The organism is Streptomyces globosus (assembly GCF_003325375.1).
Classification (GTDB): domain Bacteria; phylum Actinomycetota; class Actinomycetes; order Streptomycetales; family Streptomycetaceae; genus Streptomyces; species Streptomyces globosus_A.
Window position 1 is genome coordinate 2295005 of the sequence record NZ_CP030862.1, and the last position, 23164, is coordinate 2318168.

Annotated in this window: 19 protein-coding genes and 1 pseudogene; 10 read left to right on the top strand and 10 right to left on the bottom strand. The window is 74.2% G+C overall.

Annotated features, from left to right (window positions below; genetic code table 11):
- Positions 1-22 precede the first annotated feature (22 nt).
- Positions 23-874, top strand: a complete 852-nt coding sequence (locus C0216_RS10430) for a LysR family transcriptional regulator (RefSeq protein WP_114058579.1) — start codon at positions 23-25, stop codon at positions 872-874.
- A 464-nt stretch (positions 875-1338) separates the two neighbouring features.
- On the opposite strand, the pseudogene C0216_RS34065 reads toward C0216_RS10430, so the two are convergent.
- Both C0216_RS34065 and C0216_RS10440 read right to left on the bottom strand, forming a co-directional pair.
- Positions 1339-2037: pseudogene (locus C0216_RS34065) on the bottom strand (IclR family transcriptional regulator domain-containing protein); the annotation flags it as partial.
- Positions 2038-2957: 920 nt separating this feature from the next.
- Positions 2958-3479, bottom strand: coding sequence for a sigma-70 family RNA polymerase sigma factor (locus tag C0216_RS10440; RefSeq protein WP_246042450.1), 522 nt, complete (start codon positions 3477-3479; stop codon positions 2958-2960).
- Between the two features lie 498 nt (positions 3480-3977).
- Between C0216_RS10440 and metG the strand changes: the two genes are divergently transcribed.
- Entirely contained in the window at positions 3978-5693 is a 1716-nt protein-coding gene (gene metG, locus C0216_RS10445; protein WP_114055001.1) for a methionine--tRNA ligase, read from the top strand.
- A gap of 134 nt (positions 5694-5827) precedes the next feature.
- Here metG and C0216_RS10450 read toward each other — a convergent pair whose 3' ends face one another.
- Positions 5828-7255 carry a M20/M25/M40 family metallo-hydrolase gene (locus tag C0216_RS10450; RefSeq protein WP_281277916.1) on the bottom strand — a complete coding sequence of 476 codons (1428 nt, stop codon included), beginning with the start codon at positions 7253-7255 and terminating at the stop codon, positions 5828-5830.
- A 717-nt stretch (positions 7256-7972) separates the two neighbouring features.
- Here C0216_RS10450 and C0216_RS33390 point away from each other — a divergent pair.
- Together C0216_RS33390 and C0216_RS10455 are read left to right on the top strand one after the other, a co-directional pair.
- Positions 7973-8137 carry a hypothetical protein gene (locus C0216_RS33390; RefSeq protein ID WP_162793158.1) on the top strand — a complete coding sequence of 55 codons (165 nt, stop codon included), beginning with the start codon at positions 7973-7975 and terminating at the stop codon, positions 8135-8137.
- Positions 8138-8201: 64 nt separating this feature from the next.
- Positions 8202-8981, top strand: coding sequence for a DUF4239 domain-containing protein (locus C0216_RS10455; RefSeq protein WP_114055002.1), 780 nt, complete (start codon positions 8202-8204; stop codon positions 8979-8981).
- A 151-nt stretch (positions 8982-9132) separates the two neighbouring features.
- Here the strand turns inward: C0216_RS10455 and C0216_RS10460 are convergent, their stop codons facing one another.
- The 3 genes from C0216_RS10460 to C0216_RS10470 form a co-directional block, all read right to left on the bottom strand.
- The gene (locus C0216_RS10460) at positions 9133-10320 is read right to left on the bottom strand and encodes an MAB_1171c family putative transporter (RefSeq protein WP_114055003.1); all 1188 of its coding nucleotides are present in this window, start codon (positions 10318-10320) and stop codon (positions 9133-9135) included.
- Positions 10317-10871, bottom strand: a complete 555-nt coding sequence (locus C0216_RS10465; RefSeq protein WP_114055004.1) for a toxin-antitoxin system, toxin component — start codon at positions 10869-10871, stop codon at positions 10317-10319. Before C0216_RS10465 ends, C0216_RS10460 begins: the two co-directional genes overlap by 4 nt.
- 64 nt (positions 10872-10935) lie before the next feature.
- Positions 10936-11604 carry a helix-turn-helix domain-containing protein gene (locus C0216_RS10470; RefSeq protein WP_114055005.1) on the bottom strand — a complete coding sequence of 223 codons (669 nt, stop codon included), beginning with the start codon at positions 11602-11604 and terminating at the stop codon, positions 10936-10938.
- A 218-nt stretch (positions 11605-11822) separates the two neighbouring features.
- Here C0216_RS10470 and C0216_RS10475 point away from each other — a divergent pair, with 218 nt between their 5' ends.
- The gene (locus tag C0216_RS10475; RefSeq protein ID WP_246042452.1) at positions 11823-12809 is read left to right on the top strand and encodes a helix-turn-helix domain-containing protein; all 987 of its coding nucleotides are present in this window, start codon (positions 11823-11825) and stop codon (positions 12807-12809) included.
- 112 nt (positions 12810-12921) lie between these two features.
- Positions 12922-14298 carry a 6-phospho-beta-glucosidase gene (locus C0216_RS10480; protein ID WP_162793159.1) on the top strand — a complete coding sequence of 459 codons (1377 nt, stop codon included), beginning with the start codon at positions 12922-12924 and terminating at the stop codon, positions 14296-14298.
- A gap of 10 nt (positions 14299-14308) precedes the next feature.
- Here C0216_RS10480 and C0216_RS10485 read toward each other — a convergent pair whose 3' ends face one another.
- Positions 14309-14797: a nucleotide triphosphate diphosphatase NUDT15 gene (locus C0216_RS10485; protein ID WP_114055007.1), complete on the bottom strand. Its 489-nt coding sequence runs from the start codon at positions 14795-14797 to the stop codon at positions 14309-14311.
- Positions 14798-14943: 146 nt separating this feature from the next.
- Between C0216_RS10485 and C0216_RS10490 the strand changes: the two genes are divergently transcribed.
- Both C0216_RS10490 and C0216_RS10495 read left to right on the top strand, forming a co-directional pair.
- Positions 14944-15939 carry an NAD(P)/FAD-dependent oxidoreductase gene (locus tag C0216_RS10490; protein WP_114055008.1) on the top strand — a complete coding sequence of 332 codons (996 nt, stop codon included), beginning with the start codon at positions 14944-14946 and terminating at the stop codon, positions 15937-15939.
- A 119-nt stretch (positions 15940-16058) separates the two neighbouring features.
- Positions 16059-17462 carry an FAD-dependent oxidoreductase gene (locus tag C0216_RS10495; RefSeq protein ID WP_114055009.1) on the top strand — a complete coding sequence of 468 codons (1404 nt, stop codon included), beginning with the start codon at positions 16059-16061 and terminating at the stop codon, positions 17460-17462.
- A 47-nt stretch (positions 17463-17509) separates the two neighbouring features.
- Here the strand turns inward: C0216_RS10495 and C0216_RS10500 are convergent, their stop codons facing one another.
- Positions 17510-18586 carry an ATP-dependent DNA ligase gene (locus C0216_RS10500; protein WP_114055010.1) on the bottom strand — a complete coding sequence of 359 codons (1077 nt, stop codon included), beginning with the start codon at positions 18584-18586 and terminating at the stop codon, positions 17510-17512.
- Positions 18587-18661: 75 nt separating this feature from the next.
- Here C0216_RS10500 and ligD point away from each other — a divergent pair, with 75 nt between their 5' ends.
- Both ligD and C0216_RS10510 read left to right on the top strand, forming a co-directional pair.
- A complete protein-coding gene (gene ligD / locus C0216_RS10505) occupies positions 18662-19714 on the top strand; it encodes a non-homologous end-joining DNA ligase (protein ID WP_114055011.1) in 1053 nt (350 codons plus the stop codon).
- A 158-nt stretch (positions 19715-19872) separates the two neighbouring features.
- Positions 19873-20124 (top strand): WhiB family transcriptional regulator, encoded by a 252-nt coding sequence (locus C0216_RS10510; protein WP_114058583.1) that lies wholly within the window; start codon positions 19873-19875, stop codon positions 20122-20124.
- Positions 20125-20161: 37 nt separating this feature from the next.
- Here the strand turns inward: C0216_RS10510 and C0216_RS10515 are convergent, their stop codons facing one another.
- Positions 20162-21133: an acyl-ACP desaturase gene (locus C0216_RS10515; protein ID WP_114055012.1), complete on the bottom strand. Its 972-nt coding sequence runs from the start codon at positions 21131-21133 to the stop codon at positions 20162-20164.
- Between the two features lie 262 nt (positions 21134-21395).
- The gene (locus tag C0216_RS10520) at positions 21396-23036 is read right to left on the bottom strand and encodes an ABC-F family ATP-binding cassette domain-containing protein (RefSeq protein WP_114055013.1); all 1641 of its coding nucleotides are present in this window, start codon (positions 23034-23036) and stop codon (positions 21396-21398) included.
- Positions 23037-23164 lie beyond the last annotated feature (128 nt).

Below are 23164 nucleotides of genomic sequence, written 5' to 3' on the forward strand. Positions count from 1 at the left end.
TGGCCGTGGGACGATGGGCGCCATGTACGACCCGGCGCAGCTGCGCACGTTCCTCACGGTCGCCCAGACGCTGAGCTTCACGCAGGCGGCCGGCCGCCTCGGGGTGCGCCAGTCCACGGTCAGCCAGCACGTGCGGCGGCTGGAGGAGGCGACGGGCCGGCCGCTGTTCCTGCGGGACACGCACCGCGTGGAGCTGACGGAGGACGGCGAGGCGATGCTCGGCTTCGCCCGGACCATCCTGGAGGCGCACGAGCGGGCGGCGGCCTGGTTCACCGGCACCCGGCTGCGGGGCCGGCTGCGGTTCGGGGCGTCGGAGGACTTCGTCCTGACCCGTCTGCCGGAGATCCTGGAGGCGTTCCGGCACCAGCACCCCGAGGTCGACCTGGAGCTGTCGGTGGAGCTGTCGGGGACGCTGCACGAACGGCTGGACGCGGGCCGGCTGGACCTCGTCCTGGCGAAGCGGCGCGGGCCGGAGGACGAGCGGGGCCGCCTGGTGTGGCGGGACCGGATGGTGTGGATCGGCGCAGAGGGGCTCCGCGTCGATCCGGACCGGCCCGTACCGCTGATCGTGTTCCCGCCGCCGGGGATCACCAGGGCGCGGGCGCTGGAGGTGCTGGAGCGGGACGGCCGGGCCTGGCGCATCGCCTGTACGAGCGGCAGCCTGAGCGGCCTGGTCGCCGCGGCGCGCGCAGGGCTGGGAGTGATGGCGCACACCCGCGGGCTGGTCCCGCCGGGCCTCGCCCGCGTACCCGGACTGCCGGACCTGGGGCCGGTGGAGTTCGCCCTGCTCCGCGGCCCGCGCGTCTCGGCGGCCGCGGAGGCACTGGCCGCGGCGGTACTCTCCGGCGCGGACCGGCTGACGCGGACCGGCTGAGCCGCCCGGGTCGACGTACGCGCCGGGACGGCGGACACGTCCCGCCGGTCAGCGGCCCGGTCCGCGGCCCTGCGTCACGTGCCCAGCACCACCAGCCCGTCCCGCGTACGCAGGCAGCGCGGGGTCAGCGGTGCGAACGTGCGGGGGAGGGCCAGGCGGGGCGGGCCGCCGTCCGGGCCGGCTTCGAACAGGTACGCCGCCTCCGCTGCCGGATCGCTGACCAGATGCGGTCCGGCGGCCGTGGCCGCGGCGGCCCCGACCAGCGGCGTGCGGAAGAGGCTGCGCAGGTGCCGCAGCGTTTCCGCAGTGACCCGGGTCGGCTGGGGCGCCGCGGCCGCGGCCGCCGGACTGGAGCCCCGCCCGGGGCGCTCCGTACGCCCGGAAGCGCGGCCGGCGTCCCCCGGCGGCCCGGACCGTCCCGCACCTGCTCCGTCCGCCGGCGCGTCCGGCGGGATGGCGCCGGAGAGCAGCAGGGCCAGCAGGACCGGTACGGCCTTGCGGCGCAGGGCCGCCGTGGCCTCGTGCAGCCGGTGGGCGTGCGTTGCGGGCAGCGACAGCGCGAGGCTCCCTGCGGCGGCGCCGGCCGCGATGGGGACGGCCGAGCACACGACCCCGGGCGAGTACTCCCGCAGGTCGAACACGGGCGCCCCGGGCGCGACCGCGTCGAGCGCGGAGAACAGCGCCCGGCTGTCGGTGATCGTCCGCGGGGTGAGGCGGGCCGGCCGGTGCCGGGCGACGTGGTCGCGCCGCCCGTCCGGGTCCAGCTGCGTCAGCAGGCACTTGCCGACGGCGCTGGCGTGCGCGGCCGCCGTGAAGTCCACCCACTCCCGCACCGGCGGCGCGGCCGGCCCGTCGGCCATCTGGGTGATCCTGACTTCGCCGTCGGTGTACCGGCTCAGGTAGACGGCCGCCCCGGCGCTGTCCCGCGCCAGGGACAGCGTGCGCTGGAGCTGCCCTGCCAGGCCCCCCGCGCCGGGCGCGGCGAGCCGGTCCAGGGCGGGCCCCCGCGCGTACACGCCAGCGCCCGGCCGGTACGCGTACTCCTCCTCGCACAGCATGGCCAGCAGCGGCGCCAGCTCCGGCTCGGCGAGGGCGGCTTCCCGCGCGAGCTGGGAGGCCCGTACGCCCAGGGGGTGCTTCTCCAGGACCCGTACGACTGCCAGCGCGCGCCGTGCCTCGGCGAGCGCCTCGCCCGTGGCCGTACCCGTACCCGTACCTGTGGCCGTACCTGTGGCCGTCCCCGTACCGCCGCCTCCGGGGCCCGGTCCGGACGAGGCCGCCGCCGCGACGGGGCCGATCCCGGCGGGGACCTCCGCGCGGCCGCCGTCCGCGGTCCGGCCGGCCTCGCCCCCGCTCCCGCCCCCGCCGCCGGGCTCCGCCTCGGCCGCTCCGCCCGCCGCCGGGTCCGGCGCCCGGAACACCTCCAGGACACCCGGCAGCCCCGGCCGCGGCAGCGGCACGGGCCCCAGGTCGGGGTCGTCGAGCTGGTCGACGAGGCGCAGCACGGCCGCCTGCGCGCACAGCGTGACCTCGCGGAGGTCCCGGCGGCCGCCCGGCCGGAAGCCGCGCCGGTCCAGCTCGCGCGCCCACACCGCGGCGTCGTGATGCTCGCCGCGCCGGGAGTGGTCGAGGAAGAGGCAGTACGCGGCGGGCGCCGTCCCCGCCCGCCCGGAGCCGGCCGCGTACTGCCACCAGAACCGCGCCCCGTCGCGCAGCCCGGCCAGGTGCAGCAGGCAGCCGAAGACGGCGGCGCCGGCCAGGTCGGTGTGCGCCGTCCGAAGGAACGAGTCCAGCCGCGCCCCGGCGTGCGGGGAGCAGACCGCCTCCAGGCAGGCGGCCTTGAGGTCGCGCCGGGCCCGCTCGGCGTCCAGCGGGCGGTCCCTGCCGGGGTCGCTCCAGCCGTACGCGCGGCGCCGGGCGGGCAGGGCCGCGCCCGTGCGGCGGGCGGTGCGCAGCAGGCGGGCCTCTGCGGCGCCGAGGTCGTAGTGGGGGTAGCGGTCGCGCACGGCCGCCCGGGCGAGGAACTCCGCCAGCGGGCGGCGGGCGGCGCCGTCGCCGTACGGCTGCCCCTGCTCGCCCCGCGTCATGATCCGGCGGAGGCGTCGAGCAGGCGGGCGAGCCGCCGGTGCGCCTGGCCGAGCTGCGAGCGGACGGTGGCCTCGTCGACGCCCATCACGGACGCGGCCTCGCGCGGGGTGCACTGGAGGCCGTAGCGCAGCAGCACGGCGTCGCGCTGGCGTTCGGCGAGGCGGGAGACGGCGGAGTAGAAGCGGATGGTGTCGGCGAGCACCTCGTACCGGTCGGCCCGGGCCTCCTTGAGGGCGGCTTCGAAGGCCGTGATGTGCATGGGCTCGGGCCCGGTGCTGCGCGCACGCTGCCGGTCGACGAGGCGCTGTTTGAGGATCGTCCATGCGTAGGCGTCGAGCCGGTCCATGTGGAGCATCCGCAGCCACTCGTGCATGATCGAGTCGAACGTCGCGTCCACCGCGTCCTCGGCTGCCGCGTCGGAGCCCAGCTGCAGGTACGCGAAGCGCATGTACGAGGGCCTCCGGTTGGCGTGGAACGCCCAGTACGACAAGCGTGCCGTCGGGTTCCACTGGCTCATGGGCGTGGGCCGCCGCCGTCGGCTGGGCAGTCCCACGGCCCCACCGGACTCCTCTGGTCCGCCATCGCTCACCGCTCCACCTCACCTCATGCCGCGTGCGCGGCTCAGAGTGGCAGTGCGGGCGTGCGCCGGTGCGCGGAACGATGAAGCTGGAGCATTACGTTCGGTGATGATCAGTAGCTGACGGTTTTCGACCACACCCGGCTCCAGCCGGTTCATACGCATATGCCGGACGCCGCCCCGCCCTCCGCTTCCGCCCTGCACGACCGCCGCACGCCCCCGCAGCCGCACCGCGGACAGCGGTCAGGGCCGCCCCCCTCCGCCTGTAGCATGAGCCCTGGCGAGGGCCGTGACACCGAGGTCACTTCCCTCGCTTTTGCATTAAGCCCACCCGAGAGAAATGCGGGCGCGTGCCCATTCGGCGGTTCGATACGATGAACCGGATCACAATCCGTCACGGCACGTCGCAACCGCATATATGAAATGGAGCATCCGAGGATGGCTCGACACCTGATCACCAGCGCGCTTCCCTACATCAACGGGATCAAGCACCTGGGCAACATGGTCGGGTCGATGCTTCCGGCGGATGTGTACGCCCGGTACCTCCGCCAGCGCGGCCACGACGTCCTCTACATCTGCGCCACCGACGAGCACGGCACCCCCGCCGAACTCGCCGCCAAGGAGGCGGGCCTGTCCGTCGCCGAGTTCTGCGCCCAGGCCCACGACGCGCAGAAGGCCGTCTACGACGGCTTCGAGCTGTCCTTCGACTACTTCGGACGCAGCTCCTCCGAGCAGAACCGCGAGATCACCCAGCACTTCGCCCGGCAGCTCCACGCGAACGGCTTCATCGAGGAGCGCGCCATCCGGCAGGTGTACTCGCCGGTCGACGGCCGCTTCCTCCCCGACCGCTACGTCGAGGGCACCTGCCCGCACTGCGGCTACGACAAGGCCCGCGGCGACCAGTGCGAGAACTGCACCCGCGTCCTGGACCCGACCGACCTCATCGACCCCCGCTCGGCGATCTCCGGCTCCACGGACCTGGAAGTCCGCGAGACCAAGCACCTCTTCCTGCTGCAGTCCGAGCTCCAGCACGAGGTCGAGCAGTGGGTCGGGCAGCACGAGGAGGAGTGGCCGCAGCTGGCGTCCTCCATCGCCCGCAAGTGGCTGACCGAGGGCCTGCACGACCGCGCCATCACCCGCGACCTCGACTGGGGCGTCCCGGTCCCCGCGGACACCTGGCCGGACCTGGCCGCCGAAGGCAAGGTCTTCTACGTCTGGTTCGACGCGCCCGTCGAGTACATCGGCGCCACCAAGGAGTGGGCGGACCTCGAACCGGCCGCCCGCGACTGGAAGTCCTGGTGGTACGAGGCCGCCGACGTCCGCTACACCCAGTTCATGGCCAAGGACAACGTCCCGTTCCACACGGTGATGTTCCCCGCCACCGAGCTCGGCGTCCGCGAGCCCTGGAAGATGGTCGACTACGTCAAGGCCTTCAACTGGCTCACGTACTACGGCGGCAAGTTCTCCACCTCCCAGAAGCGCGGCGTCTTCACCGACCAGGCGCTGGAGATCCTCCCCGCCGACTACTGGCGCTACTTCCTGATCGCCAACGCGCCCGAGTCCGACGACTCGTCCTTCACGTGGGAGCACTTCACCGCCACGGTCAACAAGGACCTCGCCGACACCCTCGGCAACTTCGTCAACCGCGTCCTCTCCTTCTCCCGCAAGCGCTTCGGCGACGAGGTCCCCGCAGGCAAGGACGCCGGCGAGGCCGAGCAGCGCCTCGGCGCCCAGATCGCCGAACTGCTGGCCGAGTACGAGGGCCACATGGACGCGCTCCAGTTCCGCAAGGCCGCGGCCGCGCTGCGCGCCCTGTGGTCGGCCGGCAACTCCTACCTGGAGGAGAAGGCCCCCTGGCTGGAGATCAAGACGGACCCGGAGGGCGCGGCCCTCACCCTGCGCACCGCGATGAACCTCATCCACCTGTACTCGGTGGTCTCGGAGCCGTTCGTCCCGGCGTCGGCGCGCGCGATGCGCTCGGCGTTCCGGCTGGCCGACGACAACGCCGCCTGGATCACGCAGGAGCACGCCAAGGCCCTCGACGCGGTCCCGGCCGGCACCCCGTTCACCGTTCCCCCGGTGCTCTTCGCGAAGATCACCGAGGAGGACCTGGAGGCGTACCGGGAGCGCTTCGGCGGCGTCGAGGCGGCCTGAACACGGGCGGCCCGGCACACCCCGGCTCCACGAGGGCGGCACCCGCACGGGTGCCGCCCTCGGCGGTTCCCCCACCTGTGCCGTGCGGAACAGCCTCCGCACCCACCGCGACCCCAGCCCGCCCCTCCCGGCGGCTACCCGCCCGAGCCGCCGCGCCCCGCCGGGCCGAGGCCCCCCGCACGGTAGTCCGCCGCGTACTCCCGCACGAACGCGGCCATCGCCACCACCGTGCTGCGCAGCTCCGACAGCAGTACCCGCTCGTTCGGGGCATGCGCCTTGCACATGCTGTCCTGCGCCCCGAACAGCAGCAGCTCGGCCTGCGGCGCGGCCGCGGCCAGCGCGCGCACCAGCGGCATCGAACCGCCCGAGGCGACGGGCGAAGCCGCCGTGCCCCACGCCTCCTTCAGCGCCGTCAGCGCCGCCCGGTACGCGGGCCCGCCCGTCCGCGCCTCGAAACCGGGGCCCGCAGCGCCCGGAACCACCGTCAGCGCAATCCCGAACGGCCGCTGCGCCCGCAGGTGCCGTACGAGCGCGTCCTGCGCCTCGACCGGATCCTGTTGTGGATGGAACCGCAGGTCCAGCCGGGCCCGCGCGTACGGCACCACCGACGAGGAGGCGTGGTCCACGGCCGGCGCGTCGAGCCCGACGACCGTCACCGCCGGCCCGCTCCACAGCCGCTCGCCGAGCGTTCCGGTGCCCGGCAGCGGCAGCCCGTCGTGCACCGCGGCCAGGTCGCGGAACTCCTCCTCCGTGCACCCCGCCTCCTGCTCCTGCCACGGCTCGCGCCGCAGACCGGGCACGGCGACGTCGCCGTTCGCGTCGTGCAGGGTCGACAGCGCGTGCAGCAGCACCAGCAGGGCGTCCGGGGCCGCGCCGCCGAACTCGCCGCTGTGGAGCGGTTCCGCCAGCGTCCGCACCTCCACCACCACCTCGGCGGTCCCGCGCAGCCCCGTCGTCAGCGTGGGCGTCCCCGGCCGGAGGCCGCCGACGTCCGCGATCACCACCGCGTCGCAGGCGAAGCGCTGCGGATCGGCCGGAGGGTATCCGGCGAAGGCGCTGCCGTACTCCTCCTGCCCCTCCACCACCAGCTTGACCCCGACCGGCGGGCGGCCCCCGTACAGCCGCAGCATGCCCACGTAGGCGATCAGGTTCGCCTTGTCGTCGGCGATGCCCCGCGCCCGCAGCCCGCCCGGCACCGGAGTGGGCTCGAACGGCGGCGAACGCCACAGCGCCGGGTCGCCCGCCGGCTGCACGTCGTAGTGTCCGTACAGCAGCACCGTCGGCGCGTCCGGCTCCGGCGGCGGCACCTCCGCGTACACGACCGGCGCCGTGTCCGGCAGGTCCAGCCGCTCCACCACCGGCACGCCGGCGTCCCGCAGCAGCGCGGCGACCAGGTCGTGCGCCTCCCGCACCGGTTCCGGCGGATGCCCGGGGAACGCCACGGAGGGGATCGCCGCGAGCCGTACGAGGTCCGCCTGCAGCCCGTCCATCAGGGCGTCGACCGCGGCCTCCAGACCGTGCCCGCCCGCCCCGCCGTCCCCGAACTCCGCTTCCACCGCCACCGTCCGTCCCTGTCTGACCGCCGACCGTCGGCCGACACGCTGTCTACCTGCGGCAATTCGCTGCTCCGATCATCGGGCGGCCCGGCGCGCACCGCCGCGGCGTACTGGGCCGGCCGGGTGAATGCCGCGGCGGCCGCCGACGGCCGCCCGCAGCGGCCGCCGGAGACGGGCCGTACCCCGTGCGGGGCTCTCGGGGCCGCAGGGCGTGTCGTGACCCGGCCGTGATCGTTTCTTCTGCCGAACCCCCACATGCCCCAGCGGAACGGAGGCCGCGGTGACCGCTTGGCAGTACCTCGCCGGAGCAGGCCTGGCGGCGGCCCTCAGTCCGCTGCACGCCCACGTCGCGTACGCATACGACGACTCGGCCGCCACCCCCGACGAACCCCCGGCCCTGACCGCCCCCGACCAGCCCGCGGCCCCGGCCGCCCCCGCCGCCTGCGCACCGGCCCCCGTCCCCGCGCCGCAGCCCCCGGCCCCACCCGTCGCCCCGCCACCCCCGCCCGGACCGCCCCCGGCCCTCCAGCCCCCGCCCCCGACCCCGCCCCGGCCGCGCCCACCGTGCACCACCCCGGGCGAGGCCCCGCCGCGCCCCCGCCCCCGCTACCCGCGGCGAAGGCCCTGCCCGCGCCTGCGGAGCCCCCGGCACCCGCACCGGATCCCGCGCCGCCTGCCGAGCCCCCGCCGCCCGCAGCGACCGCCCCGCCCCCGCCCGCAGCGGTGGCCGCGCAGACGACCGCCTTCCGGGTGCGCCCGTACCGCTCACACGCGGCGGCTCCGCGCGAGGCGGGAGACCTGTCCATCGTGATGACCATGGCCGTCGTGACCACCCCGGCGGTACTCGCCGCGGCCGCCCTGCGACCGCGCTCGAAGGGGCGCGGCTGACGCCCGGCGTCCGCGCCCCCACCAACCGACCCGACTACCCGACTACCCGACGGGAGAACTCCTCGTGTCCGAATGGCTGGTCCTGGCCACCGCCATGGTGCTCGTCTGCGCCCTTGTCTTCGCCTTCACGGCGCTCCGGCACCGCCGGGTCTCCCCGGACGAGGACACCAGCGAAACGCCCAACGTCATCGAGTACATGACCATGATGGTCGGCGTGGTCTACGCGATCGTCCTGGGCCTCGCCATCGCGGGCGTCTGGGAGGCGCGCGGCGCTGCCGAGGACAGCGTGCGCCGCGAGGCGCAGGCGCTGTACGAGGTCAGCCAGCGCGCCGACGTCTACCCGGCGGCCGTCCGGAACCGTATCCGCGGCGAGGTGGACGCCTACGTCGCCCACACCGTCGCCGTCGACTGGCCGAAGCTGACGGCGGGCGAGACCGCGTCCGCCGAAGGCGGCGAACTGCTGGCGAAGCTGCGCAGCGACGTCACCCACCAGAGCCCCACGACCGAACTCCAGGCCCAGGCCTACCAGCCGCTGCTGGACCACATCGCAATCGCCGACGACGCCCGCCACTCGCGCGTCCAGAGCGACGAGTCGACCCTGCCGGACGTGGTGTGGTTCGGCCTCCTGACGGGCGGTGTCGTCACGATCGGCCTGATCTTCACCCTCCAGATCCGCCGCTCTAGCCGCGAACTCCTGCTGGCCGGCATGTTCACCGCCCTGATCGTCTTCCTGCTGTTCCTGGTCTGGAGCTTCGACGCCCCGTACGGCCGAGAGGGAATCGACTCGGCGAGCCCGTTCCAGGAACTGTTCCCCCGAGCGGCGGCCATGGCGGCGAAGGCGTGAGGGAAGACGGGAACCGCGGCCTCGGCGGTGGCGGCGGGGCGCAGCGGGGGTGAGGTAGGCGGGGACGCGTCGGCGGGGGTGGGGGTGCGACGGCGGGGCGGGGCCTCGCCGACCCCCAGGCGCCGGCTCCCGTTCCTCCCGCCCCGCCTCCTCAGCTGGCGCCCGGACCCGACAGTGTTGCCGCCCCGCGGAGGGCCGCTACCACCGGGGAGTCGCGGAGGGCCTGGGAGACGCCGAGGAGGTCTCGGGGGCCCGTCGGGGTGTCCGGGGGGAGGTCTTCGCGGGAGCCGATGGTTCTGCCGTCGGGGTCTGCCGCGTGGGCGCGTACCGCCGCCGAGACCATCGCCGCCTCGCCCACCGTGCGGGCCGTGTCCTCGTCGGCTCCGCCCGCCACGGCCAGTTCGTACGCGCGGTCGCGGTGGCGTTCGTCGAAGTACGGTCCCAGGTGGAGGAACGCGTCGTGGATGTCGGACTCGCGCTGGATGACCCGCAGCTCGGGCGGTGACCACCAGGACATCTTCACGCACGGCGTCCCGCTCGGCGCGCACGGCTGGACCTCGGCCCACAGGGGGCCGAGGCGGCGGTAGGTGTTCCAGGTCTGCCAGTTGTCGGACATCCGCTGGCACACCAGCGGCAGGACGAACCCGACGGCGCTGACCAGGGCGCCGATGGAGGCGAGCGGAGGAGCGGCGTACGTGCTCAGGTCGTCGAGGTCGTGGCCGAACCAGCGGGCGACCACCGCGGAGATCTTCGTGGCGTCGTAGCTGAGGTTGAACACGTACCCCGCCACGATGATCATCAGGCCGGTGCGCAGCCACCCGCGTACCTGGAGGGACCAGCGCAGGCACATGGCGACCATGACGACGGCGGCGACCAGGTGGGCCGTCAGGTACAGGGCGATCATGTACCGGATGTAGGGGGTGTTGGCGTAGTAGGTGTCGAAGTCGCGCAGCCGCTCGACGGGGGCTTCGCCGAGCAGGAAGAGCACGACCAGGACGACGACGATGACCCCGTAGCCGACGATCCAGCGGCGGGAGGTGCGGCGGGTCTGTTCGGGCGGTCCACCGCGCCAGTTCACTATGAGCACCAGGCAGGAGGCGCTGAACATGGTGATGAGGCAGTAGACCAGGGGTGCGGAGAAGTTGGTGACGCCGGTCCACCCGTTGACGGCGGCGATGGTCGGGGGAGCGGCGAAGGTGAACACCGAGCCGGCCAGGATCAGCAGGGCGCAGACCGAGCGCAGCAGGGGGTCGCGCCAGTTGTTGCGCAGGGCCGGCAGTTTGAAGGCGAGTGCGACCGCCAGTGCCGCCGCCGGTATGTAGTAGTCCTGGCCGTTCAACGGTCGTTCCTGTGCCCCCGATATCCGAGGGACGCCTCGATGCGGCCCGCGAGCTGGTCGCGTTGGGCGGGGGCCCGGTGGGCGGCGCCCGCGAGCCAGGTGCGGCAGCGGCTGCCCAGGAGGAGGCCGAAGGTCTCGGCTTCGGTCTCCTCCCGGACGTCGGCGCGGGTGCGTGCGGCGACGCGGCGGACGGTTTCGCCGAGGTCGGCCTCGTCGGTGAGCAGCCGGGCGGCGACGGCCGCGCCGTCGACGTGGTGGCTGCAGTGGCCGGCCTTCATGTGCCACAGCTCGTGGCCGAGGATGACGAGTTGGTGGTCCGGTGCGGTGCGCTCCTCGATGACGACCAGGTCGCGGTCGGCGAGGTCGAGCCACAGTCCGCTGGCGGTGCCGGGCGGGAAGGAGGCCATCCGGAAGTCCACCCGACGGCCGCGGTGTCTGCTCATGCCCTCGCAGAGCGCGGCGTAGAGGTCCACGGGTTCCACGGGCGCGGGCAGCCGGAGGCCGGCCACCAGTTCGCCGCACAACCGGCGCTGCTCTCTGCCTATGCTCACCGTTCTCCCCGTCGGCGTGGATCCGGATCAGGACTCAAGGATCAGACCCAGACTCTCGACTGGGTCAGGATTCATTCGGTTTGACGCTTTCGAGGAGCATGTCCAGCCATTCGGTCACCTTGTCGCGGTGCTTGTCGCTGGGCAGTTGGGCGGCGCGCCAGGCGATGCCCCGGACGCCGTGGTTCTGCAGGAGTCTTGCCAGGGGGTCGCCGGCGGACGCGGCCGGGGAGGGGACGGTCTCGCGCGTGCGGCCCGCGTAGTCCTGGAGCAGTTGCTGCTCGGTGCGCAGGAGCGCGTCGAGCAGTGCGTCGGAGTCGTGGGCGGTGAGGAAGCCGGCGTGGACGCCGAAGAAGCGCTGGATGGCGTCGCAGTGCTCCATGGTGGGGCGGCGGTCGCCGTTGATGAGCGCGCCGGCCTGCTGGCGGGACATGCCGGCGCCGTCGGCGATCTCCTGCTGGGTGTAGCGGCGGCCGTTGGGTTTCAGCCGGGTCCGCCGGAGCAGGTCCAGGCGCTGGAGGAACCGGGTCTGAAGGCAGGGCTCTCCGGCCGGTCGGCCGTCCAGCAGGCTCTTCACCACGTCGGTGGGCACGCCGGATGCCTCGGAGAGGCGGCGCAGGTCGAAGACCTTGTTGGGGTCGCGGCCCATCTTGCCCGCGAGTTCGGCGACGCGCGTGACGGTGGCTGCCAGGGACGGGTTGGCCACCGCGACGGGAGCCGGGAAGCCGTCTGTCACCAGTGGTTCTCCTAGATCGCGGCGAGTCGGTTCGGGCACATGGTCGGCTTTTGGAATCTAGCCGTTCCGCCGCCGCAGGGCCAGAACTTGCCACAGCTGTGGCGGGAATGAGCTGTCAAGAGGCTGGAATTGCCACGATAGTTGACACTCGAATGAAGTCGGTAGCAGGATCGCCACAGGAAATTGAAGATCCAGACCGTGAGGAGGGGGAGCTCTCGGTGCCACATCTCGCAGCGGTGGGCCCGTCCGATGGCCTCGCCCGAGCCGGTGAGGAGCGCCTGGCGGGCGAGGAGTCCGCACGCGGCGCAGTGCGGTCGGAGCGACGCAAGGAGATTTTGCGCCAGCGCCGCGAGGAACTGGGCCTGAGCCAGGAAGACCTCGCCGCCCGGTTGCGGATCAGCGTGCGCGCCTACGGGAACTGGGAACGCGGCCTGGTCAAGGAATGGACCGACCGCAAGCTGCTCGCCCTGGCGGAAGCCCTGGAGATGAGCGAGCGGCAGTGCTTCTGGCTGTTCCGGGTCATGGTCGACCGCGACCCCCCGCCGACCTGGCGGGCGGCCGCCGACAACCGGCTGCCCGACGACCCTGCCCAGCGCGACTACCTGGTGGACTACGCCGCCCTCATGGAGGCCGTGCCCCACCCCTCCGTCCTGGTCGACCACCGCTGGGACGTCGCGCTCACCAACTCGGCCTTCGACCGGCTCTTCCAGTCGGTCCGCCCCCACCCGACCGCCCTCCCCGACGACAACTTCCTGCGCTTCGTGCTCTTCCACCCCGACGCGGCCGCCGTGCTCGAGGACCACGAACCGGCCTGGTGCGTCCCGCTCATGGCCCAGTTCGCCAACGCCCTCGAAGCGGCTCCCGAGGACCAGGGGCTGCGCAGCATCCGCCAGGAGATCGCCCGGGACCCCTTCATGGAGGCCGCCTACCGGTACGGCGTCCCCCACTGGCTGAGGACCCACGGGTCCGAGGCCGCCGAGCGCGACGGCGCCGTCCGCACCGTCCGCCACTGGGACCCCCAGGCGGGCCTCGTCCGGTGCCGGATCGTGGCCGAATCGAGTCGGATGCTCGACGCCATGGGCCTGACCCGGATCACGCTGGTCCTCTCGGCCCCGCAGGGCCCCGCAGCCGGCCCGGCGCGCGGCGGATCCGCCCCGCAGCGTCAGGGCCCGAGGCTCCGCGCCGTCCCCTCGCTGGGCGACTGAGCCCCGTACGCCGCCCGGCGCGGGGGACACTGGAGCCCTCACACGTGCGCCGCCGACCGAATGCCGCCGATCGTGGCATCGGCGGCGGCACTTGGCGAAGGGCGGTAGGGGCGTGCGGCTGACCATCCTCGGCGGGGGCGGATTCCGGGTTCCGCTCGTCTACGGAGCGCTGCTCGGCGACGGGGGCGAGGGCCGCGTCACGGACGTGGTGCTCCACGACGAGGACCCGGCGCGGCTCGCCGCCATGGCCCGCGTGCTCGCCGGCCAGGCGGCCGCCGCCGCGGCGGACCCCCGCACCCCGACGCCCGGCCCCGCCCCTGCCGTCAGGGCGACCACCGACCTCGACGAGGCCCTGGCCGGCGCCGACTTCGTCTTCTCCGCGATCCGCGTCGGCGGCCTGGAGGGGCGCGCCGCGGACGAGCGGGTGGCCCTGGCCGAGGGCGTGCTGGGCCAGGAGACCGTCGGCGCGGGCGGTATCGCGTACGGGCTGCGGACCGTGCCGGTCGCCCGCGCCCTCGCGCGGGCCGTGGCCCGGCGGGCCCCCGAGGCGTGGGTCATCAACTTCACCAACCCGGCCGGCCTGGTCACCGAAGCCATGGCGGGGATCCTCGGCGACCGCGTCATCGGCATCTGCGACTCCCCGGTGGGGCTCGGCCGGCGCGTCGCCCGGGTGCTCGGCGCCCGCCCCGAGGACGCCTGGGTCGACTACGTCGGCCTCAACCACCTGGGCTGGCTGCGCGGGCTGCGCGTCGGCGGCCGCGACGAGCTGCCGCGTCTGCTGGCCGATGCGAAGGCGCTGGAGTCCTTCGAGGAGGGCCGGCTCTTCGGCGCCGAGTGGCTGCGCGCGCTCGGCGCGATCCCGAACGAGTACCTGCACTACTACTACTTCAACCGCGAGACCGTACGCGCCTACCGGGAGGCCCGGCAGACCCGCGGCGCGTTCCTGCGCGACCAGCAGCGCGGCTTCTACGCCGAGGCCGGCCGGCCCGGCGTCGCTCCCGGGGCGGCTCTGGCCGCCTGGGAGCGGACCCGGGCCGAGCGGGAGGCCACGTACATGGCGGAGAACCGCGAGGCGGCCGGCGCCGGCGGGCGCGAGGACGGCGACATGGAGTCCGGAGGCTACGAGAAGGTCGCGCTGGCGCTGATGCGGGCCATCGCCCGCGACGAGCGGACCACGCTCATCCTCAACGTCCGCAACCGGTCGACGCTGTCCGTCCTCGATGCGGAGGCCGTCATCGAGGTGCCCTGCCTGGTCGACGCGAACGGCGCCCACCCGGTCGCGGCCGACCCGCTGCCGCTGCACGCGACGGGCCTGGTGACCGCGGTCAAGGCCGTGGAGCGCGAGGTGCTGGCGGCGTCGGAGAGCGGCTCCCGGGCGGCCGCGGCGAAGGCGTTCGCGCTGCACCCGCTGGTGGACTCGGCCGCGGTGGCCCGGCGGCTGCTCGACGGGTACCGGGCCGTCCACCCGGGCCTGGAGTACCTGCGCTGAACCGCGCCGGTCACCGCCCGGGAGGGGCCGTCGGGTAGGAGTGCGCGGGCCCCTGCGGCAGCGCCGGGACGAGTTCCGGCCGCCAGGTGCGCAGGACGTGCGCGGACGGCGCGTACAGGGCCTCCGGGATGTCGGCGGGCGCGAACCACTCCCACGTGGTGATCTTGTGCGGTTCGGTGACCCGCGGGGTGCCCTCGGCCGCCGCGGCCACCGCCGAGGCCGTCAGCCGGGTCACCCCGCCCTGCGCGTCGATGTGCACGCCGAGGATCCGGATGTCCGCCGGGTCCGCCCGCAGGGCCGTCTCCTCGGCCAGCTCCCGGGCCGCGGCCTGCTCGAAGCCCTCCCCGGGGTCGACCTTCCCGCCGGGCAGCTCCCACCGGCCGTCGTGCGCCCGGCCGAGGAGCACCCGCCCCGCCCGGTCGCAGACGACGAGCCCGACGCCGACGACGGCATTGGGGTGCGGGGCGGCGCGCTGGGGGCGTTCGGGATGCGTGGTCATGGGACTGTCCCTCCTGGTGACGTGCGGCTCCGACCAGTTTGCCGGTCCGGCAAAGCGGTGTGACACGGCGCCGGCTGCCGGCGCACCCTCGCCCGCAGGGTACGGGCGACGCAGAGGGCCCGTGGCAACGACGCAGGGAGGCACGCATGGGCACGGATGGCGGACGGGTGTACGACGTGGCGGTCGTGGGAGGCGGCGCCGCCGGGCTCGCCGGGGCGCTGACCCTGGCGAGGGCGCGGCGCGCGGTTGTGGTGCTGGACGCGGGCAGCCCCCGCAACGCGCCCGCGGAGCACCTGCACGGCTATCTCGGGCGGGACGGGGCCGCGCCCGCGGAGCTGCTGGCGGCCGGGCGTGCCGAGGCGGCCGCGTACGGCGCGGAGGTCCGGTCGGATGCGGCGGGGACGGTGCTCGCGGCCGACCGGGCGGCGGAGGGCGGCTTCGTGCTGCGGTGCGCGGACGGGTCGGCCGTGCGGGCCGGGCGGCTGCTGCTGGCGACGGGCCTGGTCGACGAGCTGCCCGACGTGCCGGGGCTGCGCGAGCGGTGGGGGCGGGACGTGCTGCACTGCCCGTACTGCCACGGCTGGGAGGTGCGCGACCAGCCGATCGCCGTGCTCGGCGGGGGCCCGCTCGCCCTGCACCAGGCGCAGATGTGGCGGAACTGGAGCGGCCGGGTGACGCTGCTCGCGCACACCTGGCGGCCGGGGGCGGAGGAGCGGGAGCTGCTCGCGGCGCTGGGGGTGCGTGTGGTCGAGGGCGAGGTCATCGGCCTGACCGTCGGCGCCGGGGGTCTTTCCGGGGTGACCCTGGCGGGCGGCGCGGGTGTGGACTGCCGGGCGCTGGTGGTGGCGCCGCGCTTCACCGCGCGCGCCGGGGTGGCCCGGTCGCTCGGCCTGCCGGTGACCGGCGTGGAGCGCGACGGGGTGCAGCTCGGCACCTGCCTGGAAGCGGACCCGGCGACCGGCGCGACCGCCCTGCGCGGAGTCTGGGCCGCCGGGAACGTCACCAGCCCGATGGACCAGCTGGCGGCGGCGGCCGCGGCCGGTGTGCGCGCGGCCGTCGCGATCAACGCGGACCTGATCGAGGAGACGACGCGGCGGGCCCTCGACGCCCACCGGGCCCGGCAGGCGCACGGGGCGCAGTAGCCCCGCCGGCCCCGTCAGGCCCACTGGACCCGCGGCGCGAACTGGCGTGCGGGTTTCGAGCAGGGACCGCCGGCGCAGGCTCTGGGCGATCCGGCGGGTCCACGGGGGGCGGGGCGTACATGGCACACGTGCTGGTCATCGGCGGAGGCGTCGGAGGCCTCGCCACCGCGCTGCTCACCGCACGGCGCGGGCACACCGTCGAGCTCTTCGAACGCGACACCCGGGCCCCGGGCACGGCCCTGGACCGCGACTCGTTCGGCTGGCACCGCCCGGCCGTCCCGCAGGCCGCCCAGCCGCACGTCCTCCTCGGGGCGGCCCGCAACCTCCTGCGGCGCGAGCTTCCCGACGTGTACGCGGAGATGCTCCGGCTCGGCGCGCGCGAGCGCAGCGAGCTCGACTGGTTCGACGTACCGCCGCCCGCGCGGCCCGGCGACGACGACCTCGTCATGGTCCAGGCCCGGCGCATCGTCCTGGAGAGCGCCCTGGTCACGGCGCTGCGCGCGGAGCCCGGCGCGGTTCTGCACCATGGTCAGCCGGTCACCGGGCTGGAAGTGGAGCAGGCCGCCGCGGGTGCGGCGGGGCCGGCCCGGGTGATCGGGGTGGCGACCGCCGCCGGGGCCCGCGAGGGGGACCTGGTCGTGGACGCGGGCGGCCGTCGCGGCGGCGGCGAGCGGTGGCTGGCCGCGGCGGGCTGCCGGCCTCCGGCCGTGGAGCGGCACCGGACGGGGCTGGCGTACTTCTGCCGCTGGTACCGGCTGCCGGAGGGCATGGGGGAGGGGCCGCGCAGGCCGTGGTCGGTGGCGGGCGGGGCGTTCTCCGGGTGCGCGGTCTTCCCGGCGGACAACCGGACCTTTGCCGTGACCGTCTTCGTCCACACGCAGGACCCGACCCGCTCGGCCCTGCGCGATCCGGCCGTCTTCGAGCGGGCGGCGCGCGCCTTCCCACCGGGCGCGGCGTGGCTGGCCCTGGGCGCAGAGCCGCTGACCGGGGTCCTGGCCACGGCGAGCCTGGACAACCGGTGGAGCGCCCTCGTCGACGAGCGGGGGCCGGTGGTGCGCGGGCTTGTCCCGGTCGGCGACGCCGTCACCCACACCAACCCGACGCTCGGGCAGGGCACGTCGCTCGCCCTGTGGGCCGCGCTCCGCGTGGCCCGTACGGCCGACCGGGACACCGGATCGGCGCAGTACGTGCGTGCGTACCACGCGTGGGCGGTGCGCACGCTCAAGCCGTGGTTCGACTTCCAGGTCGTCGCCGATGCGGCCGTCGGAGAGCGGTTCGCGACGCGGGGTGCCCGGACGGGCAGGACGCGGGAGACGGCGGCGCTGTTCGACTGTGCGCTGGAGGACCCCGAGGTGATGCGGGCCCGGGCCAGGGTCCGCCACCTGGCCGAGCGGCCCGAGCGGGCCTACGGGGACCCCGGGGTCCGGGAGCGGGTGGCGCGCTGGCTGGAGGCCCGGCCGGACTACGAGCCGAACGCGGCCGGCCCGGACCGGGCGGAGTGGGAGAAGCTGACCGGCGGGTGAACGGGCCGGGCGGCGGGGCTGCGCGAGCGGGGCGGCGGCGCGGGTGCTCAGACGGCGGCGGGGCCGGCGCCGAGGACCGCGGCGAGGTCGTAGCCGACGACCTCGTCGAGCTGGGCGTACGTGCAGCTCTCGGGGGTGCGGTCGGGGCGCCAGCGGCGGAACTGCGCCGTGTGGCGGAAGCGGTCGCCCTCCATGTGGTCGTACGCGACCTCGCAGACGCGCTCGGGGCGCAGCGGCACCCAGGAGAGGTCCTTCTTGCCGGTCCAGCGGCTCTGCGCGCCGGGCAGGCGGGCGCTCTCGTGGGCGGACTCCTCGGCCCAGGCGGCCCAGGGGTGGTTGGAGACGTCCTCCATGCGCAGCGGGGCGAGTTCCCCGACGAGTTCGGCGCGGCGCTTCATGGGGAAGGCGGCGCAGACGCCGACGTGCTGGAGGGCGCCGCGGTCGTCGTGGAGGCCCAGCAGCAGCGACCCGACAATCGGACCGCTCTTGTGGAAACGGAAACCGGCGACGACGACGTCGGCCGTACGCTCGTGCTTGATTTTGAACATCAGGCGCGCATCGGGCCGGTAGGGCAGGTCGAGGGGTTTCGCGACCACGCCGTCGAGTCCGGCGCCTTCGAACTGCTCGAACCACTGCTGCGCGAGCGCGGGATCAGTGGTGGCGGGCGCGAGGTGGACGGGGGGCCGAGTGGTGGAAAGGGCTGAGCACAGGGCGCTGCGGCGGTCGGTGAGCGGGGCGTCGAGGAGGGACCGGTCGCCGAGGGCGAGCAGGTCGAAGGCGACGAAGCTGGCGGGGGTGGTCGAGGCCAGGAGGTCGACGCGGGACTTGGCGGGGTGGATCCGCTCGGTCAGCCGGTCGAAGTCCAGCCGCCCGCCGTGCACGATGACGATCTCGCCGTCGACCACGCAGCGGTCCGGCAGGTTCTCCTTCAAAGCACTCACGAGTTCGGGGAAGTACCTGGTCAGCGGCTTGCCGGTGCGGCTGCCCAGCTGGATCTCGTCGCCGTCGCGGTGGACGATGGCGCGGAAGCCGTCCCACTTCGCCTCGTACTGCATGCCCGGCGGGATCTTCGCCACGGACTTGGCGAGCATCGGCAGCACGGGCGGCATCACGGGCAGGTCCATGCCCACGATTCTGCGGTGGTACGTCCGCATTCGCCCGGTATGCGCGTCGGGTCGGGCCCGCCTACCGTGGCGCACATGGGTGCATCCGGGAACGCGATCGAGCTGGAAGCGGGCGGCCGGAAGGTGCGGCTGTCCAGTCCGGACAAGGTGTACTTCCCCGAGCGGGGCCTCACCAAGCTCGACGTCGCCCGGTACTACCTGGCCGTGGGGGACGGCATCACGCGCGCCCTGCGAGACCGCCCCACCACGCTGGAGCGCTATCCCGACGGGGTGGAGGGCGAGTCGTTCTTCCAGAAGCGCGCCCCGAAAACCCTGCCCGACTGGATCCCCACCGCCCACATCGCCTTCCCCAGCGGGCGCACCGCCGACGAGATCTGCCCGACCGAGCCGGCCGCCGTACTGTGGGCCGCCAACCTCGGCTGCCTCACCTTCCACCCGTGGCCGGTGCGCCGGGAGGACACCGACCGGCCCGACGAGCTGCGCATCGACCTCGACCCCCAGCCGGGCACCGACTACGGCGACGCGGTCGTCGCCGCGCACGAGCTGCGCGACATCCTGGAGGAGCTGGGCCTGCGCGGCTGGCCCAAGACCTCGGGCGGGCGCGGGCTGCACGTGTTCGTCCCGATCGAGCCGCGGTGGACCTTCACCGACGTACGGCGCTGCGCGATCGCGATCGGCCGTGAACTGGAGGCCCGTATGCCGGGCCGGGTCACCACCGCCTGGTGGAAGGAGGAGCGCGGCGAGCGGATCTTCGTCGACTACAACCAGACGGCACGCGACCGCACCATCGCCTCGGCGTACTCCGTCCGCCCGCGCCCCCACGCCCCCGTATCGGCCCCGCTCCGCTGGGACGAGCTGGACTCCGCGGAGCCCCGGGACTTCGACATCACCACGATGCCCGCCCGGTACGCCGAGCTCGGCGACCTGCACGCCGACATGGACGACCACGCCTTCAGGCTTGAGGCGGCGCTGGAGCTCGCAGAGCGGCAGGAGCACGACGAGGGGCTCGGCGACATGCCGTACCCGCCGGACTACCCGAAGATGCCGGGCGAGCCCAAGCGCGTCCAGCCGAGCCGCGCGAAGAACACCGGCCCTGCCGAGTCCGCCGAGGAGCCGCGGGCGGACTGAGCCCGGCCGGGGGCGCGCGGCGGTCGGATGTCAGTGGGCGGTGCCATCCTCGGCCGGGGACGGCGCGGCAGGGGCTGCGGTGCCACCGGTGCGTCGGCCGTGTTGATGGGTCGTTGATCAGACGTCCATCGGCGGGCGTGAGGATCGGCGGCATGTCGATGAACACCACCACTGCTCCCGCCACTGCCTCCGCGGCCCCTGCCTGGTACGAGTTCGCGCTGTGCGCGCAGACGGGGGCGGACTTCTTCTTCCCCGAGCCGGGCAACTCGCTGCGGGAGGCGAAGCGGCTGTGCGCGGCGTGCGAGGTGCGGACCGGCTGCCTGGAGTACGCCCTCGCCAACGACGAGCGCTTCGGCGTGTGGGGCGGGCTGTCCGAGGCGGAGCGCCTCGCGCTGCGCCCCCGCCGCTGACCCGGCCGGTATCCGGCCGGGTCTCGGCAGCGGCCGGTCAGCCCTTGCGGGCCGCCAGGCGGGCCGCGCGGGCGGCAAGGCGCTCGTCGAACTTGCGGGCCTCGGAGTCCAGGCCGTCCATGAAGAGGCCGAGCTCCTCCTGGGCCTGCAGGCCCTCCGGGCCGAGACCGTCGATGCTCATGATCTTCAGGAAGCGGATGACGGGGCTCAGGACGTCGTCGTGGTGGATGCGCAGGTTGTAGACGCCGCCGATCGCCATCTGGGCGGCCATGCGCTCGAAGCCCGGCATGCCGTGTCCGGGCATCCGGAAGTTCACCACGACATCGCGCACGGCCTGCATCGTCAGGTCCGGGGCGATGTCGAAGGCCGCGCCCAGCAGGTTGCGGTAGAAGACCATGTGCAGGTTCTCGTCCTGCGCGATGCGGGCCAGCATCCGGTCGCAGACCGGGTCGCCGGACTGGTGGCCGGTGTTGCGGTGCGAGATGCGGGTGGCCAGCTCCTGGAAGGCGACGTACGCAACGGAGTGCAGCATCGAGTGGCGGTTGTCGGACTCGAAGCCCTCCGACATGTGCTGCATGCGGAACGCCTCGAGCTTGTCCGGGTCCACGGCGCGCGAGGCCAGCAGGTAGTCGCGCATCACGATGCCGTGGCGGCCCTCCTCTGCGGTCCAGCGGTGCACCCAGGTGCCCCATGCGCCGTTGCGCCCGAACAGCGTGGCGATCTCGTGGTGGTAGCTCGGCAGGTTGTCCTCGGTCAGCAGGTTCACGACCAGGGCGATCTTGCCGATGTCGGTGACCTTGGACTGCTGCGGGTCCCAGGCCTCGCCGTCCTCGAAGAACGCCGGGAAGTTACGGCCGTCGCTCCACGGGACGTACTCGTGGGGCATCCAGTCCTTGGTCACCTTCAGGTGGCGGTTGAGTTCCTTCTCGACCACCTCTTCCAGCGCATACAGCAGCTTCGCGTCGGTCCACGCCGCAGAGCTGCCGAGGTGGGGAGAGGTGATCGTCACGGGTACTCCTGGGGACAAAGCGAATTACCTACGGTTCCGTAGCCTACGACGCCGTAGGTTAAGCGGACCGTGAGGGCCAGCCAAGCCCCGGGCGTTCATGTGACCGGTTACATCCCGTTATCTGTGCAGTTGATCGGGGTGTGCGGGACCGCAGACGCGGCGAATGTCACGCCGGAAGGTGGCCCCCGCCCCCGCCTTGACGGCCGGATACGGCCGAACGGCAGGCAGGGGACGGGGGCAGCAGGGCCGCAGCGGCCCTTCGTCAGGCGGACCAGAGGGTCTCGCGGACCTCTTCCGCCGTCGTCGGCCGCAGGCCGCCGTCGAGCAGCAGCCAGCGGGTGATGCCGATCGACTCCAGGAACGGCACGTCGTGGCTCGCGACGACCAGCGCCCCCCGGTAGGCGTCCAGCGCGCCGGCGAGCTGTTCCGCGCTCGCCAGGTCCAGGTTGTTCGTCGGCTCGTCCAGCATCAGCAGCTGCGGAGCCGGCTCGGCCAGCAGCAGCGCCGCCAGCGCCGCCCGGAACCGCTCCCCGCCCGACAGCGCACCCGCGGCCCGGTCGGCGCGGGCGCCGCGGAACAGGAAGTGCGCGAGCCGCGCCCGCACCACGTTGTTCGACGCCTGCGGCGCGAAACGGGCCACGTTCTCCACGACCGACAGGCCGTCGTCGAGCACGTCCAGCCGCTGCGGCAGGAACCGCGCCGGCACGTGGACGGCCACCTCCCCGGCCTCCGGCTCCAGCAGCCCCGCCACCGTCCGCAGCAGCGTCGTCTTGCCCGAGCCGTTGCGGCCCACCAAGGCGATCCGCTCCGGCCCCCGCAGGTCCCACTCCAGCGGCGCCCCGGCGCCGTGCGCCAGGCGCAGCCGGGACAGGTCCAGCACCCGCCGGCCCGGCGGGACCAGCGTCGCCGGCAGCTCGATGCGGATCTCGTCGTCGTCCCGGACCGCCTCCACCGCCTCGCCGAGCCGCTCCCGCGCCTGCGTGAGCCGCTCCGCGTGCAGGGTGCGGTGCTTGCCGGCGGACTGCTGCGCCGCGCTCCTGAGGTTGTTCGCGACGATCTTCGGCACACGCTTGTTCTCGTACATCTTCTGCGCGAACCGCCTGCGCCGGGCCAGCTTCACGTGCGCGTCCGACAGCTCCCGCTTCTGCCGCTGCACATCGGCCTCCGCCGCCCGCACCAGCCGCTCGGCCGCCTCCTGCTCGGCGGCCAGCTGCTGCTCGTAGACGCTGAAGTTGCCCCCGTACCAGTGGACTTCGCCCTCGTGGAGTTCGGCGATCCGGTCGACCCGCTCCAGCAGCTCCCGGTCGTGGCTGGCCAGCAGCAGCACTCCCGGCCAGGACTCGACCGCCGCGTACAGCCGGCGGCGGGCCCGCAGGTCCAGGTTGTTCGTCGGCTCGTCCAGCAGCAGTACGTCGGGCCGCGCCAGCAGCAGTGCCGCCAGCCGCAGCAACACGCCTTCGCCGCCCGACAGTTCGCCGACCGTGCGGTCCAGGCCGACCGCGCCGAGGCCCAGCTGGTCGAGGGCCGCCAGGGCCCGCTCCTCGACGTCCCAGTCGTCGCCGACGGCGGTGAAGTTCGCCTCGGTCGCCTCGCCTGCCTCGATCGCGTGCAGGGCGGCGCGCACGGCGCGGATGCCGAGGGCCTCGTCCACGCGGAGCGAGGTGTCGAGGGTGATGTCCTGCGGCAGGTGGCCGACCGTGCCCGACACGGCCAACCGGCCGTCGCGCGGCACGAGTCGGCCGGTGATCAGCTTCAGGAGGGTGGACTTCCCGCTGCCGTTGCGGCCGATGAGTCCGGTGCGACCGGGGCCGACCGCCAGGTCGAAGCCGTCGAAGACGGGAGTGCCGTCGGGCCAGTCGAAGGAGAGCGCGGAGCAGGTGATGAATGAAGAGGTGTTACCCATGGAGGCCTCCAGGTTGCGTGAGTGGTGCGAGCAACTGGGGAGACAGCCGAAGACGGGTGGGATGCGCGGGTGCGCCGGATCGACCCTGTCGGTCGGTGTCTCGGACCTCAGAAGAGCAACGTCCTGCT